This is a genomic window from Pedobacter fastidiosus (genome assembly GCF_014306625.1).
Taxonomy (GTDB): domain Bacteria; phylum Bacteroidota; class Bacteroidia; order Sphingobacteriales; family Sphingobacteriaceae; genus Pedobacter; species Pedobacter fastidiosus.
In genome coordinates this window covers 1-12,783 of sequence record NZ_JACRYL010000041.1, presented here as the reverse complement: position 1 = coordinate 12,783, position 12,783 = coordinate 1, and the positions used below count along the sequence as shown (strand labels likewise).

General features: G+C 44.5%; 16 protein-coding genes and 1 pseudogene. 9 read left to right on the top strand and 8 right to left on the bottom strand.

Going from position 1 to position 12,783, the window contains the following annotated elements:
• Positions 1–338: 338 nt before the first annotated feature.
• Positions 339–725, bottom strand: a complete 387-nt coding sequence (locus H7U22_RS22585) for a response regulator (protein ID WP_187073606.1) — start codon at positions 723–725, stop codon at positions 339–341.
• A gap of 213 nt (positions 726–938) precedes the next feature.
• On the bottom strand, positions 939–1,556 hold the full coding sequence (locus H7U22_RS22580) for a PAS domain-containing protein (protein WP_187073605.1): 618 nt from the start codon (positions 1,554–1,556) through the stop codon (positions 939–941).
• An 832-nt stretch (positions 1,557–2,388) separates the two neighbouring features.
• Here H7U22_RS22580 and H7U22_RS22575 point away from each other — a divergent pair.
• From H7U22_RS22575 to H7U22_RS22565, 3 genes are all read left to right on the top strand, one after another.
• A complete protein-coding gene (locus H7U22_RS22575; protein WP_187073604.1) occupies positions 2,389–2,628 on the top strand; it encodes a hypothetical protein in 240 nt (79 codons plus the stop codon).
• A 484-nt stretch (positions 2,629–3,112) separates the two neighbouring features.
• Positions 3,113–3,931 carry a helix-turn-helix domain-containing protein gene (locus H7U22_RS22570; protein WP_317173027.1) on the top strand — a complete coding sequence of 273 codons (819 nt, stop codon included), beginning with the start codon at positions 3,113–3,115 and terminating at the stop codon, positions 3,929–3,931.
• 60 nt (positions 3,932–3,991) lie between these two features.
• Positions 3,992–4,354, top strand: a complete 363-nt coding sequence (locus tag H7U22_RS22565) for an SgcJ/EcaC family oxidoreductase (protein WP_187073602.1) — start codon at positions 3,992–3,994, stop codon at positions 4,352–4,354.
• Between the two features lie 379 nt (positions 4,355–4,733).
• On the opposite strand, the gene H7U22_RS22560 is transcribed toward H7U22_RS22565, so the two are convergent.
• Complete coding sequence (locus tag H7U22_RS22560; protein WP_187073601.1) at positions 4,734–5,675, bottom strand: hypothetical protein; 942 nt, start codon at positions 5,673–5,675, stop codon at positions 4,734–4,736.
• An 87-nt stretch (positions 5,676–5,762) separates the two neighbouring features.
• The gene (locus H7U22_RS22555; protein ID WP_187073600.1) at positions 5,763–6,116 is read right to left on the bottom strand and encodes a hypothetical protein; all 354 of its coding nucleotides are present in this window, start codon (positions 6,114–6,116) and stop codon (positions 5,763–5,765) included.
• 465 nt (positions 6,117–6,581) lie between these two features.
• On the opposite strand from H7U22_RS22555, the gene H7U22_RS23255 reads away from it, so the two are divergent.
• Together H7U22_RS23255 and H7U22_RS23250 are read left to right on the top strand one after the other, a co-directional pair.
• Positions 6,582–6,848, top strand: a complete 267-nt coding sequence (locus tag H7U22_RS23255; protein ID WP_248284838.1) for a hypothetical protein — start codon at positions 6,582–6,584, stop codon at positions 6,846–6,848.
• Positions 6,833–7,057, top strand: coding sequence for a JAB domain-containing protein (locus H7U22_RS23250; RefSeq protein ID WP_317173028.1), 225 nt, complete (start codon positions 6,833–6,835; stop codon positions 7,055–7,057). The genes H7U22_RS23255 and H7U22_RS23250 overlap by 16 nt, the downstream gene beginning before the upstream one ends.
• Positions 7,058–7,676: 619 nt before the next feature.
• On the opposite strand, the gene H7U22_RS22545 is transcribed toward H7U22_RS23250, so the two are convergent.
• From H7U22_RS22545 to H7U22_RS22530, 4 genes are read right to left on the bottom strand one after another with little or no spacing between them, the layout of a single operon-like run.
• Positions 7,677–8,486 carry a hypothetical protein gene (locus tag H7U22_RS22545; RefSeq protein WP_187073599.1) on the bottom strand — a complete coding sequence of 270 codons (810 nt, stop codon included), beginning with the start codon at positions 8,484–8,486 and terminating at the stop codon, positions 7,677–7,679.
• Between the two features lie 46 nt (positions 8,487–8,532).
• Positions 8,533–8,955 (bottom strand): hypothetical protein, encoded by a 423-nt coding sequence (locus H7U22_RS22540; protein WP_187073598.1) that lies wholly within the window; start codon positions 8,953–8,955, stop codon positions 8,533–8,535.
• 10 nt (positions 8,956–8,965) lie between these two features.
• Positions 8,966–9,496 (bottom strand): hypothetical protein, encoded by a 531-nt coding sequence (locus H7U22_RS22535; protein WP_248284837.1) that lies wholly within the window; start codon positions 9,494–9,496, stop codon positions 8,966–8,968.
• A 55-nt stretch (positions 9,497–9,551) separates the two neighbouring features.
• The gene (locus tag H7U22_RS22530) at positions 9,552–10,550 is read right to left on the bottom strand and encodes a hypothetical protein (RefSeq protein ID WP_187073597.1); all 999 of its coding nucleotides are present in this window, start codon (positions 10,548–10,550) and stop codon (positions 9,552–9,554) included.
• A gap of 311 nt (positions 10,551–10,861) precedes the next feature.
• On the opposite strand from H7U22_RS22530, the gene H7U22_RS22525 reads away from it, so the two are divergent.
• From H7U22_RS22525 to H7U22_RS22515, 4 genes and pseudogenes are all read left to right on the top strand, one after another.
• The gene (locus tag H7U22_RS22525) at positions 10,862–11,071 is read left to right on the top strand and encodes a hypothetical protein (protein ID WP_187073596.1); all 210 of its coding nucleotides are present in this window, start codon (positions 10,862–10,864) and stop codon (positions 11,069–11,071) included.
• Positions 11,072–11,221: 150 nt separating this feature from the next.
• A complete protein-coding gene (locus tag H7U22_RS23450) occupies positions 11,222–11,410 on the top strand; it encodes an RNA polymerase sigma factor (protein ID WP_317173026.1) in 189 nt (62 codons plus the stop codon).
• A complete protein-coding gene (locus tag H7U22_RS23445) occupies positions 11,407–11,721 on the top strand; it encodes an RNA polymerase sigma factor (protein ID WP_317173025.1) in 315 nt (104 codons plus the stop codon). Before H7U22_RS23450 ends, H7U22_RS23445 begins: the two co-directional genes overlap by 4 nt.
• Before the next feature lie 437 nt (positions 11,722–12,158).
• Positions 12,159–12,706, top strand: a pseudogene (locus tag H7U22_RS22515) (IS982 family transposase); the annotation flags it as partial.
• Between the last annotated feature and the right edge of the window lie 77 nt (positions 12,707–12,783).

The following is a 12,783-nucleotide window of genomic DNA, read 5'->3' as shown; positions in this document are numbered from 1 at the left end:
CAATTATTTGTTTTAAGTTATCAATAATTGCCCGATTTTTCTACTTTAGAATGGCCAAGTTTTTCGGGGGGACGTCACATCAACAAATATAGAAGGCTTGCAAGTTATATGTACCGTTTGGCAGGTAATGGCGGTACGATTGAGGTTGCTATTGTAATCCGGTAAAATTTGGGTGCTGCCCGGTGACTGGATCATTGGAAAACTTAACTGAAATCCCAGAAAGGTCTATGGGATTTATTCCGCAGTAATACTCCATGTTCGGCATCGGTCAAAGATTAGCCTGTTATATTCTGGTTGTCCTGAGTCCCGGTCAGTTGAATTGGGAAAACCGGTGAAGGTCATTCGAAAAAGGGCTGCAGATGCTCATACTGTTTCAGCACGCCCAGTTGCTGCTCTGTCAGGGGCTTGATCAGAAAGTCGGTCACCAGATTTTTTGACAATGCCCTTTTTTTATCCCTTTCCTCAATGGACGAAGTAACCATAACCACCTGAATGTTCCTGTTGGCGGTAGCCGTCTCAAGGGCATCAAGGAATTCCCAACCGTTCATAACGGGCATATTGATGTCCAGAAGGATCAGGTATTGCGCAGCCTGGTTTTCGGCCCGGTTTAAATACTCCAGCGCAGATTGGGCGCTATTGAAACTTTCGGGAAGCCGGGTTGTACCGCAGTCCCCAAGAATAGTTTCATGAAGGAAAAGTGCTGTGTCATCATCATCTATGATCATAATTTTGTAATCCATGTCGTAACAGAAATATAGGTGTAAGAAAGAGGTAAATTGGAGGGGCCTTAAAAGCATGCCTGATCACTTTTGACAACAAATACCCCACTGATCTTGTTTTGGACCTGTAGGAATATTTGTGAAAATAGGGGCAAACGCACAAAGTTCATTGGATCACAGAAGCCCGACTGACCCGCTTAAGGGTAGGGTTTTTCAATATTATTGCGCACTGCTGATGTCCCCGACCATTCCCTTTATTTCCCTATCCAGCCTTAAAGCATTGTCCAGGATCATATGGCAGAGGGAAAGCAGCTGTTTGTCGTCTGTGCGTTTTTCCAGAATGGCCGCAAGGGACAGGATATTGGTCAGTGGAGCCCTGATGAGATGGGACTGTTGAAAGGCTACCTTGTTGAGCAGGCCTGCTTTTTCCCGGATCTCATTTCTGGCCCCGTTCAGGAGCAGTCTGTCGGCGACAAATTCGGTTATGTTATAGCCCAGACAAAAAATTCCGGCCGGCGTTCCATCCTCATCAAACATCGCCCGATATTCCCATTGTGTATACAGGTAGCCTCCCTTTCCGTCGTGCTTGCGGATGGTTGCGGGAAAAAGTATTCCCGGGTTTGCGAAGCATTTTTCTGAAACTTCCCTGCAGGTTTCACAGTCATCGGGGTGCATGGTGATGTGGTAGGGCTGGCCCTCAAGTTTTTTGTGGACATAAGCAAACTGGTCTGCATAATGCTGGTTTACATACGAATAGTTCCCGTCCATGCCCGCAGTGATAATGTAAAAGTAACTGGATTTGTGGAGTAGTTTTTTTGTCTCTTCGAGGTGTTTCATAGGGCTTGAAAGGGATGCGGTTTCTAAAGGTATGTTATCTTTGTTATCAGGGGCAAACATATCCAAATTTTCTCAATAGTGCTCAATCTCCCTGCAATCGATATAAGGATGGATTTTTTTCATACTTATCCGGATGGTGCCGATTTACCCATTTCCATTAGCTGACCAGATCAGTGATACCGCTCATGGGCAGAACTTCATAACCTTTAAAGTGCCTGGCCAGGCGATTTGGCGACAGGGAGTCCGGATGATTCCATTTTGGACCAAAAGAAAGTGCGCCCACATCCGTGCCCGCCCCAACCTGTTGTCTATTCTATTGGTAACACTACCCCGGAAGAATGGTTTGGTCTATTCGTGTATCATTTACAAGTTGCTAAAATCACCAAACTGTTCGGGATCCGAATAGACAGTACCTGGAGATCCGATTGCACCATACTGCACTACTCATGGAATCCAAAGGCCCAAGACCAGTGTATTGAGTGCTTCGACGCTGAGGTTCCAAGATCCGCTCTGGAGCAAGTATCATTTTTTATCACGAGCACAGAAATGTTTGATGATATAGTATAAATACTACAACTTTCTGGTGTATTTTGTGAAAATGGAACTGTTGTTGCTCCTCGGTCGATAGCTATGAGAACAATACTCTATTTAATGGTCCTTGGCGCTGTTGCGCTGAGTGGCTGCAAAAAAAAGTTCTGTGGAAAGATTTCTATGATCAGTACCGAAACCTCGCCCGCGAACGGCCAGCCTCTTTACAAACTGTATCTGGAGAGCGGCGAGGTGGTTGCTATGAAAAGCAGGGGTTCCTATCAGGTCGGAGAGGGTTACTGCAATGACTAAAGCCCCATATCCTGATGAGGAAGTCTATTTCAGGGTCCTGAAACTCAATCCGGAAAAGTTTCGGGAGCTGCTCAATACCTGTGAGATTGATCTGAGGGAGAGAAATCTGGTTCTTTTTACGAAAATTGGAGCGCTTCCAAAGGGCGTTGGGGTGGTCTATCTGGAAAAATCCGAATTTGAGATTGCCTTTGAGGCATTTGTCAGTGAAAACTCATCGGATAAGCGGAAGTAGGCTTAATGGTTTATCGCTGAACGGTCCAGGTCATCGTGGATTTTGCGAAAAAGAAAGCTTTATTTGTTAGCTTCTGTTATGACATTGACCGATGTGCTTTCCGTCTCAATAATATTCCGAAACAAAAAAAAGCCATTCCTGCATTTTGAGTCCCTACAAAGGCGTTGCCTTTTGTTTGGGCTTAAGGACAGAGATGCAGGATTAACCCGCTCGGGCAGTTCCGGGATATTTTTCGATCCGTAGATGGGTTTAGGTGGAAGCTGCAATGTGACAGATGCTTATCGAATTATATTTTTATCGCTGGGTCCGATTTTTGCCTATCATAGGCTTGCCTGCTCGGTATAATCTCCAAACTATTTATTCACGGTATAACCCAAAGATGAATCTCGATGGGTAAATGCCGGCTGGCATTGTTCACGGAACCTAACAAATCACTGTTCATAGAGATAGTCCTGCTGTTTAAATTTTTCCCTATATTCATGGGATGAATATGACCCCCTCATTCTTCGCACCACATAACGCGCTACAGAACTGTGTCAGCCATATTATGGTGGTAGAGGCAAAAATGTCCAATAGGCTATCCGGTTTCTGCCCATTTCCGCCAACGCCCCAGCATGCCATTCATTTTTACCCCAGAGATCCCGTCATTTCCCGTGATCGCAAGGGTATTCTCCACGTCCTTCCCCCAAGCGTCATTATCGGTCCGCAGGTAAGCCAGGTCAATATCTCGATGGGCATTCACCATGTTATTGTATCTGTGGCATTCCTGCCGGGTGGTATGCATAGGCTACTGGGTATGCCCATGCACGAGCTTTATGACGAGGCTATTGATGCAGCCCTTTTGCTCGGCCGCGGGATTGACGATGTGAATGAGCAGCTTCAAAGGGGGCAGACTGCGGTGGAAATGAAGACCATAGTGGAGGATTTTCTGCTGAAAAAACTCCCCTATTCAGCGCCCATGCCATGGGAAGGTGCCATGCGTGCGCAGCTGCAGAGGGGGCTGTCGATAGACGAGGCCGCCTCGATCTCCTGTCTGAGCCTGAGGCAGTACGAGCGCCGCTCGAAGGAGATGATGGGCTATTCTCCAAAACTATTCTCCAGGCTGTTCCGTTTTTCCAGTGCCTATAGGCTGAAGGAACGCAGTCCGGGCCTGAGCTGGACGGATATTGCCCATGCAAGCGGTTATTACGACCAGATGCACCTCATCCGGGACTTCAGGGCATTTACGCAGGTACTGCCCGGCGAGCTCAACAGACAGATACTTCTTGCACCTGCGCTGCTACAGGAACATATGCGGATCTAGGTTGTCGCTTTTGTACTATTTCTGGGGAGTATTGAGGAGATATCTTTGAAGAAAAAAAACATGAAAAAGATTCTTGTCTTATTGGGGATGCTGTTGACGGTTTTATCCGCAGATGCCCAGAGCGAAACGGCCGAAATCAGAGCCATTGAAAAACAGGTCGATGCAATGGTCAGCAGCTGGAACAGGCACGATCACAGCGATATGAAGAACTACTGTACCCAGGACTGCAGCTGGGTAAATATCGTAGGGATGTGGTGGAAGAACTTAAAAGAAGTGGAATATTCAACACAGTTTTACCACACCAACATGTTCAGGAATACCACGATGACCAACAAGGGGGTTTCGGTGAGGCTCATCAGTCCCACAACTGCAATTGTGCATTTCAAAAGTTTTGTGAGTGCCTTTACTACGCCCGACGGATAGGAGATCCCCGGGAGTGATGATATTGCACTTCTGGTTTATGTCAGACAGAATGGAAAATGGCTGATGGCTGCGGGAGAAAATGTAGCAATTGATCCGCTGGCCCAGAAAAACGACCCGGTACTTCATATGAACAGATAAGGGTTCAGTCCCGTATTGTTTGCCGGGTGAGCCTTTTGTAAAGCGCCCATGACTTTGCGGGTCATGAGCGGTTTTTGCTTAAAGGGAAGGTTAAATCAGGCTGATGGCGGTAGGCCAAATAGTGGGTTCTATCTTTAGCTTTTATTGCCAAATTTTCCAATCTCTTCTGTCTTCCCGATCAGAAGTCTCTCTACGCCAGTCGTATAGCATAGCCTGTACAAATTTTTCTCACAATTTGGGACTACAGCATCAATAATAATATGGCTACATTAAGTACTGCGGCGGCAAGGAGGCAGAGGGACCAGATGAGCCTGTTATTTTTCTGCTGATCAAGCGCGTACATCTTATAGCAGTACCAAGCGGAGGCAAAACAGGATACTTCCATCAAAAGGTAGGTGGTCCAGGCGAAATAAAACCAGGTCTGGCCGGTGGCATACACCAGTACGTCATAGTAATATTCATTTCTATCGTACCGCTGTTGACCGGATCTGAGATAAAAGAAATCGACTTTTGCCCTCGGATCGTTCAGTCTGGACAGATCGCTGGCAAAAACATAATAGTCTACCAGCTGTCCGGTCGTGTCCGTTCTATAACTGCCATCCGGTCCCCTTGACAGGGCATTGATGTTATGCTGCGCGGTGCTGAACATGGGGGTGTGGTATGCCCGGTCAAAAACTGCTCGGCTGGGCGAGATACTGAAAGTGTAATGGTGCGTACCCCTTCCCATCAGGTCCCGAAAAGACCTCACCCTGCCCGACTGCTCTATCAGCGAACTGTCCAGATGGGAGACATATAGGCCCAGCATTCCCAAAAACAGAAAGGGAAGCGCCAGTAGGGAAATCAGAAACAGCGTGAATCTGGAAATCTGACCGGAGGGCTGGTACATGGTGCCGGTGATGAACACTTCCGGGCGCTGTCCGGCGACACTGATATATTCCAGATTTACAATGGTCCCGCTGACGGATTTCGTTTTTCCAGATCTACCTTCGAACTGGAGCGAGATGGGCAGATGTGCATAGCTTTTCTGGTCGCCGTTGGTGAAGGACAGCGCAGCGCCGACCGGGGGCTGGGGGAATGCAAGTTCAAAAAAGCGCTGTTCGTGGAGCTGCTGGCCATATCGGAAACTGCTCAGTACGGGGATGAGGATACCATTGATAACAACTTTAGCTGGAGTAGCGGGCATGGAAGTCTGGGCTGGGTCTTGGTGTGTATCAATCTAAAACAACTGAATGACAAATTGTTTTGCTCAATCTGGCTAAAGCTTATAAATTTATCCTCCGTTTGTTGTGTACAAGTCTAAGGCAGTTTCGATGGGGCTGTCTTTTGGGGTATTCTGGCCCATCTGGGGCCTATTGATCCCATTATAGAATTTCTCTGGACCCGATAAATCAGTCTGCGTATCCGAGGTGGATTCCCGCTGCGCTGAACAGGCTGATGGGGCAAGTTCTTCTTTTATCTGGCCCAGGGCCCCAAGCAGCTGAGGCAGCACTGCGAGAGGGAGGAGTAGAAGTGCTTTGGAACCAAAAAGGGCAAGGTTTGTAGATCTGGGTGGCAAGAGTTTCAGATAATAAATAGGTTGGAAAGTATATTTAGGTTCTGGTGTTCTATATCTTATCTTGAACATTTTTTTTGGCTGTCCGCTTCGGGCCGGGCCGTCCGCTGTAACTTTTGTTCCAAAAGGATGCCGCTGCCTTCCCTGACAGAAGTTTTGAGTTAGGTGTGTTCAGGATTGGGAACTGATTTGGGGTTAGGTCGGATGATTTGATCAAGTATTTGGGTGCCGATAATATATCTCTCTTTTCAGCAGCAGGTGTTGCTCAAATTTTTTGCTCTGCTATATACCGCACATTGTCTTTGCAGGAACAGCTGTCCAGGAGTTTGCCGTTACAGAAGGGCGGGTTAAACTTTGACTGGATGTAGGATTTTGTTGATCGGCTACCGGCTTATTTTTCTCCACATTTTATTCTTTTTTTATGCAAACCTATAATGGGCGGCTTTTAATTTTTCAATGGTACATGAACGGTTGAAGAAACCGCCATTGACAAATTGCCGTCCTTTATTTTCCGGGGTGCATAAAAAGAAAGGAAATATGGAAAATTATCAACTGCACCAGAAACAGCTCTCGGACATCTGCGAGATCGAAATTGCCTATAGGCCGGGTTTCAGGATCTCTGACTGCCCGATGGCCAGCAGCAGTATGGAGCTGTACTCGATTTTGAAGGATAGCTGGAACCCGGATCACCTGTCGCTTCGGGAGGAGTTCAAGATTGTCCTGCTGAGTACGGATCTTCGGATTCTGGGAATTTCTGGTATGCCTCGGGTGGGTGTGCTGCTGTTTCCATTGATCAGAGGCTGATATTCGTAACCGCGCTGCTGGCCAATGCCAGGGGGATTGTGCTCGCCCACAATCATCCCTCTGGCAATAAACTGCCGAGTCGGGCGGATATCGATATGACCGGGAAGATCAAGGAAGGGGGCAGTCTGCTGGGCATTGAGGTTTTTGACCACATAATCATCACATGGGATAATGGTTATTATTCTTTTGCAGATCAGGGGATTTTGTGATCCCTTTTTTTATGCTGATTTGATTTGAGATAGTATTGGAATGAACATCCGGATTATTGAATCTAGTATAGGCTTTCTCTGCTGGGTAAAAATCTGAACTCTATTATCTTAATAAATCATCAAATGTTTGAATAACTAACCCTATTTAAAATTCCTGTCTCCATGGAATGTATTCTTTTGAGTTTCTTCTCGATTTTGAGCCCGTTTGTTATGGGAAGTATAGGGCGCTGTTTTTTCATCACCCCGAGATAATGTCAATAGAGGTAATTCGTCGATCAGTTAGGAAAGGATGGGCAGGAATAGAAAAATTTTTTCTTTTTTTTAAACTTTTCCATATTGATACAGTTGTAAACGTTGATTGAAAGGAGTAATTAGTGGTTTTCTTACTTATTCAATTTTGGTTAGACTAAATAAGGGGTAAACCTCTATCTGGTTGCCCCTTATTTTTGCTTACTGAATTTAGAATAGATGTGGCTGTAGATTTCCTTTCTGAAGAAAAGTGGGGGGTTGGATGCTTTTTTTTATCTCTGAGGGTTTGGAGCTTTGATAAGAAGTTCGGTTGTCAGATGCGCCTGGCGGTAAAGCCAGGCAAACTTGATGCAGAACTGTCTTGATGTTATTAATTGCAGGTTGAGTTGACCAGGACTGTTCGTTTAAACGTTTCATCCTGTGTCTGTATGCCATTGCCCACCGTTACGGTATGACTGTTCTCCACAATTCTGTTGGCAATGTTGTTACTTCCCCTTGTATAGGTATATACCTTTACAACATCAGAACGAAAATTATCAGATGTATTGGTGTAGTGAGATTCCTTTAGAACATTGCTGGAAGCCGTTCCCAATAAAAAAAGCGGAATTGTTGGGTCAGCATCCCCAAAAACCAAATGGCGTGTTTCAGTGTCTACTCTTCCCGCAGTTTCTGGGAAATAGCTATAAGTGGTTACTCTTTTGGCACCTGGAGTACCTGTAAATGTCTGGGTCACCGTTGAAAGATTACCATTGCTGTAGCTCAGCACTTTGGTGTCCACTAAGCCACCATTAAAGTAGAACTCAATCTTGATCAGATTTCGGCTCCCATCATAGCTAAACCGCTGTTCGGTGGAATTTGTTAAGTCTGTTAGCCTTGTTGCCAGAGAACTGGCAATGTCGATCCTATAGTAAGGCTTTCCAGCGGCTGTTATGTTGATCTTATCCTGGGCATATTCATACGAAAAATTAAAACTGGATGACTCCAAAGCTTTAAGCTGGCCGTTTTCGTAAACTGCAGAAGTCCGCTCATTCGTTGATGTGGCATCCCCAAACAGAAACTGGTATGTGGTTTCGCAATTGGCAATTGGTGCAGGTTCTTCTGGCGTTTTTTTCTTGCAGCCAACTAAGGATACAATAGTGGTCATAAGGAGCAATAGGGCAAAAAATGTTTTGTTTTTCATAGCATTTGGTTTGATGTCAATTGTTATTGTTAAAAGCTCATTATGATCAGAAATAAATATCGATGTAATCGGTGGTCTGTCCGTCGCAGTTCAACATGTGCTGTAGCCTCCAGTATTTTCTTTTTCCACTGGACTTAAATAAATTAAGCCCGGTGAGCTCGCAGGGCTGTCCTCCATTGTTGCCATTGATTTTTGAGATGATCGTACCGTTAAACTTTAGCAAATTTCCCCTATTGAGAAAGGTTCCCTTAATGGTAACATAATCTTCCGTCTTTGGATCCCGCTGCTTTCCCTCAATGCTATATTCCCGGTCCCCGATCTCTGAGATGTAAACCTTCCCCAGACTGGTTTTGTTAAAGAGAAGCCACTGGATGCTCAGGGAATGCCAGCCTTTTCGTATGGGCTTAACCTGGGAATAACTATCGGTGTGGATAGTCATTAGGGCAATAAGGGGAATAATGTAGCGCATTTTGATTATTTTATTGTTCGATCAAGACCCCGTTAATCGATAGCGAGCTGCAGCTGAGTGAGACCGCAACGTTTCCTATTGAATCTGCATAATAGGCTGATGAGTATTGATCCGAAAAACTATAAAGGGATGCCTTAAAAAACTTGATGGTTCTGGTGGGCAGTTTTCCATAACTATCGGTGATGGTTATGGTTCCATCGAAAATGCTTTTCCTTCCCGCCATGAGCTTGAGCATTTCATCGGGCAGGTTCTTTACATCTAGATTTAGGTAGATGACCCCAGCCTTGTAGGCACTTCCCACCAGGGCAGGCTTAACTGCTATAGAATCCTTGTTGCTCTTACTTGCGGGAACTGATACCACATCATCATAATATCTGGATACTGAAGTTGACACACTGTTCAGTGGAACTGTAATTGATTTTCCATTGTGGGAAACGCTGAGCATAATTTTTACACGTGCGTCTTCCTGTGCGCTGCTTGTTAAGGAAGATGTGGCAATAAACAGTATTGGTAATAGTAATTTAGATGGTATCTTGATCATGATTGGAATTTTGGTGTGTATTTAGGGATATATCGAATAAAGAAGTCTGCCCAGCTTATAGAATAATGCTGTTTAGCTCAGCAATGAACCGTTCGACGTTTTTTGGGCTGAAGAAGCTTTGAAGCACGATCACTTCCTGTTTTTGGGTCTGTGGTATTACAAAGTACACCTGGACATCGGTACCGGTGTAGATAAAGTTGGTAGATTTTCTGACCGTCTGGATCCCATTAAAATCATCAAATGAATAGGTTTTATTGCCCAGTCCGATAGGGTTTTTTCGGGTCAGCAGTCGGGAGCTCCTTTCTAGGGTGACCCGGGAAAGGCCGGCCAGTGCAATTGCAGGTCCCCCAATAAATGTAAATAGAAAGAAACATACCCTGCCCAAGCTCATACCATCACCCAGCCATGCCTGTGGGGTGAGTTCATGAATGCCAATGCCCAACAAAGTAAGGCCAAAAAGGACGTTGGCAACCTTATTTTTCCTTATGGTATAAGAAGCGCCCTCCACATTAAAAAACCTGTAATCCCCGATCATCTGGGGCTTAAAATCTTCTGGTCCATCATACGCTTCGAGCAGGCGATGTATGGGGTTAATCACCTCATCAACAAATGCAATTGCATTGGGATCATCGTTCCTGCCATAAGAACAGGAAACCAACATGCCCTTGCCGTAACGGTTCTCTTTTTTAAAGAGACAATATTTATAGCCTCCCATCATATTGGAAACAGGATTGATTCCGTAAATGCGGGAAAAAGGTACAGCGTAAACTGGAAGCAGTCCGAAAAGTTTTTTTCTCATTACGCCATTGCTAACATCAAATTCCACGGATGTCCCTGCCCAGGCTACCAAAAGGACCAATACCGCAACAAGCACGATTAGCACCGGCGAGGAGGAGGACAGGGAGTGTTGCAGATAGTAAACATAAACGAGGTAACCTGTTGCAAAAATAATGGCGATGACGACTGCTAAAATGTAGGACAGGCCATAAGGATATACGGTAATCTGGTTGGGCGTAACACTCCAACGTGTTTTTGATATAGATTGAAGGGACAATTTCTTTAGATTTTATAGCTGAACAAATAACATCGATTTTGGTTTTTATAAACCTGATTTTTGGAATAAAAGAGGATATTTCAGCACTCCTTTGATGAATAGGTTTTTTGCGTTTGCAAATGGATGTTCTAGGTTTGTCTTGTGTTGATGCGTCCCTTACTCTAACAAATTTCATTGTGAGAAATGATAATCAATTTTGAACAACATCCCGAAGCGTCGCAAAAAAGCCGACGAAACCTTGATAGGATATAGCAGAACTTAATTCAGAAAAAGGACACCACAAACTCAACTGATGATAAAATCTCCCGAGTTTGATAATTCAGATAAACATTTTGACAACCATTAGCCAGATTTCTTTGGCTTTTGGTTACTTTAACGCAAAGTATTTGAATAGGGTACAGATGAAGTATTTTGATGCTTTCCTGCCCGGTAGTATGTCGTTGAAGTGGGATGTCCATTTACCATTCAGCCCCGTTTCGGGCAGACCCGCAAATATAGGCTTTACAATGTTGAATGATTAATCCCGTTTGGAATTCTTCTTAAGATATCATGCCTGCTCCATACCGAATTCGATGAAAACAAAAACCAAATAGCGCGAACATTTTTTTGTAGTTTATAATGTTATGGTCCAATTGTAAAAGTAGCCGAGGAATATTAAAAAAAATATTGCTATGAATCAGTTAGATTTTACCCAGGCGACAGAGGCACTACAGCCACAACTGTATTCGCATGCGCTGAAGTTTACCAAAGATGAGGACGATGCAAAGGATCTTCTCCAGGATACACTTATCAAGGGGTACGGTTCTGCGACCGTTTTGAAAACGGCACGAATCTCAAAGGATGGCTTTATGTTATCATGAAAAATACTTTTTACAACAGCTTTGCCAAATCTAAGCGCAGGAGCGAGGTGATTTCTGACGAGGATGTTGCAAGCCCGAATCTGTTGCACTCCTCTTCCAGAAACGGTGGGGAGATCAAGTTTGCTATTGAAGACATTGGCAAAGCGATGAATGCCCTAAGGCCGGCATATAGGACCGCATTCCAGAGATATTTCGAGGGTTATAGATATGAGGAAATTGCTTTAGAGCTTTCTATTCCCCTTGGCACTGTAAAAACCTATATCCACCAGGCCAGATGTGAGCTCAAAAAGTACTTGAAGATGTACAGGTAGTCTATATAGATTGATCAGTGTCTCCTCAAGCTTTTACGCCTCCACTTGAAGAGGTCGGAAATGTGGCGCTATTAAGCGCTTTGGGTCAAAAGGCTATGTAAATCGCCAACTCTTGTGGCCTCCAGCCTCCTGCAGGCTGAGATTTGCTAAAGACGTGTTTTTTTACTTAGCCAGGTGGTGTAGTCCAGAGTAAACTGTTGTTCTCCATTTTCAACTCCTCCACCGCTTTCCCAGCCTTAAGGGAAATAAAAAGTGGATGCACGCGTATAGGGTGGAGATTTCGGAAGCATTGACCATATGATTCCGTAGCGGATTGACCAGGCAAGAGTTCCTTCAACTTTTTTATAACTATTTAACTTTTATAATATTAACCTGGTCAATTTAGCCTGAAATGAGCTGTCTTATTTTTCCGAAATGTCGTGGTCAAGCCCCCCGAAATCTCCAGTAAGCCCTCAAAACGACCTGCGCTGATGTCCAAGAGCGAAATAATTTCTGTTTGCCTACTCTTCATTTGAGTGGTTTCAGATGCTTTAAGCATTTCTATCTATTCTATCTCCAGAAACATATGCGATCAGAATTCCCAAATACAGTATCCTATAGCCGTTTTGTTGAGCTCAGTCAAAGCGTGCTGATGCCAATGACAATCTTTTTGAAAACCTGTTGCCTGGGTCATTGTACGGGTATTTCCTTTGTAGATTCTACCCCAATCAGGGTATGCAATAACAAGCGTGTAAAACGAAACAAGGTATTCAGGGGAATTGCAGAGGTTGGAAAATCAACGATGGGCTGGTTTTATGGCTTCAAGCTGCACATTGTGATCAATGATAAAGGGGAAATCTTAAACTTTGCCATTACCCAAGCAAATGTTGGTGATAGACAGCCACTGAAAAACGAAAATTTCTTGAAAGCGGTATTTGGTAAGCTTTTCGCAGACAAAGGCTACATATCAGAACAACTTGCCAAAATACTCTTTGTCAGTGATATACTGGATAAACCGCTTCAAATTGACCCCTCTTCGCCAATCTAAAAAGTTCCCCTTAGCCGAGTTAATTTGATAAGGTT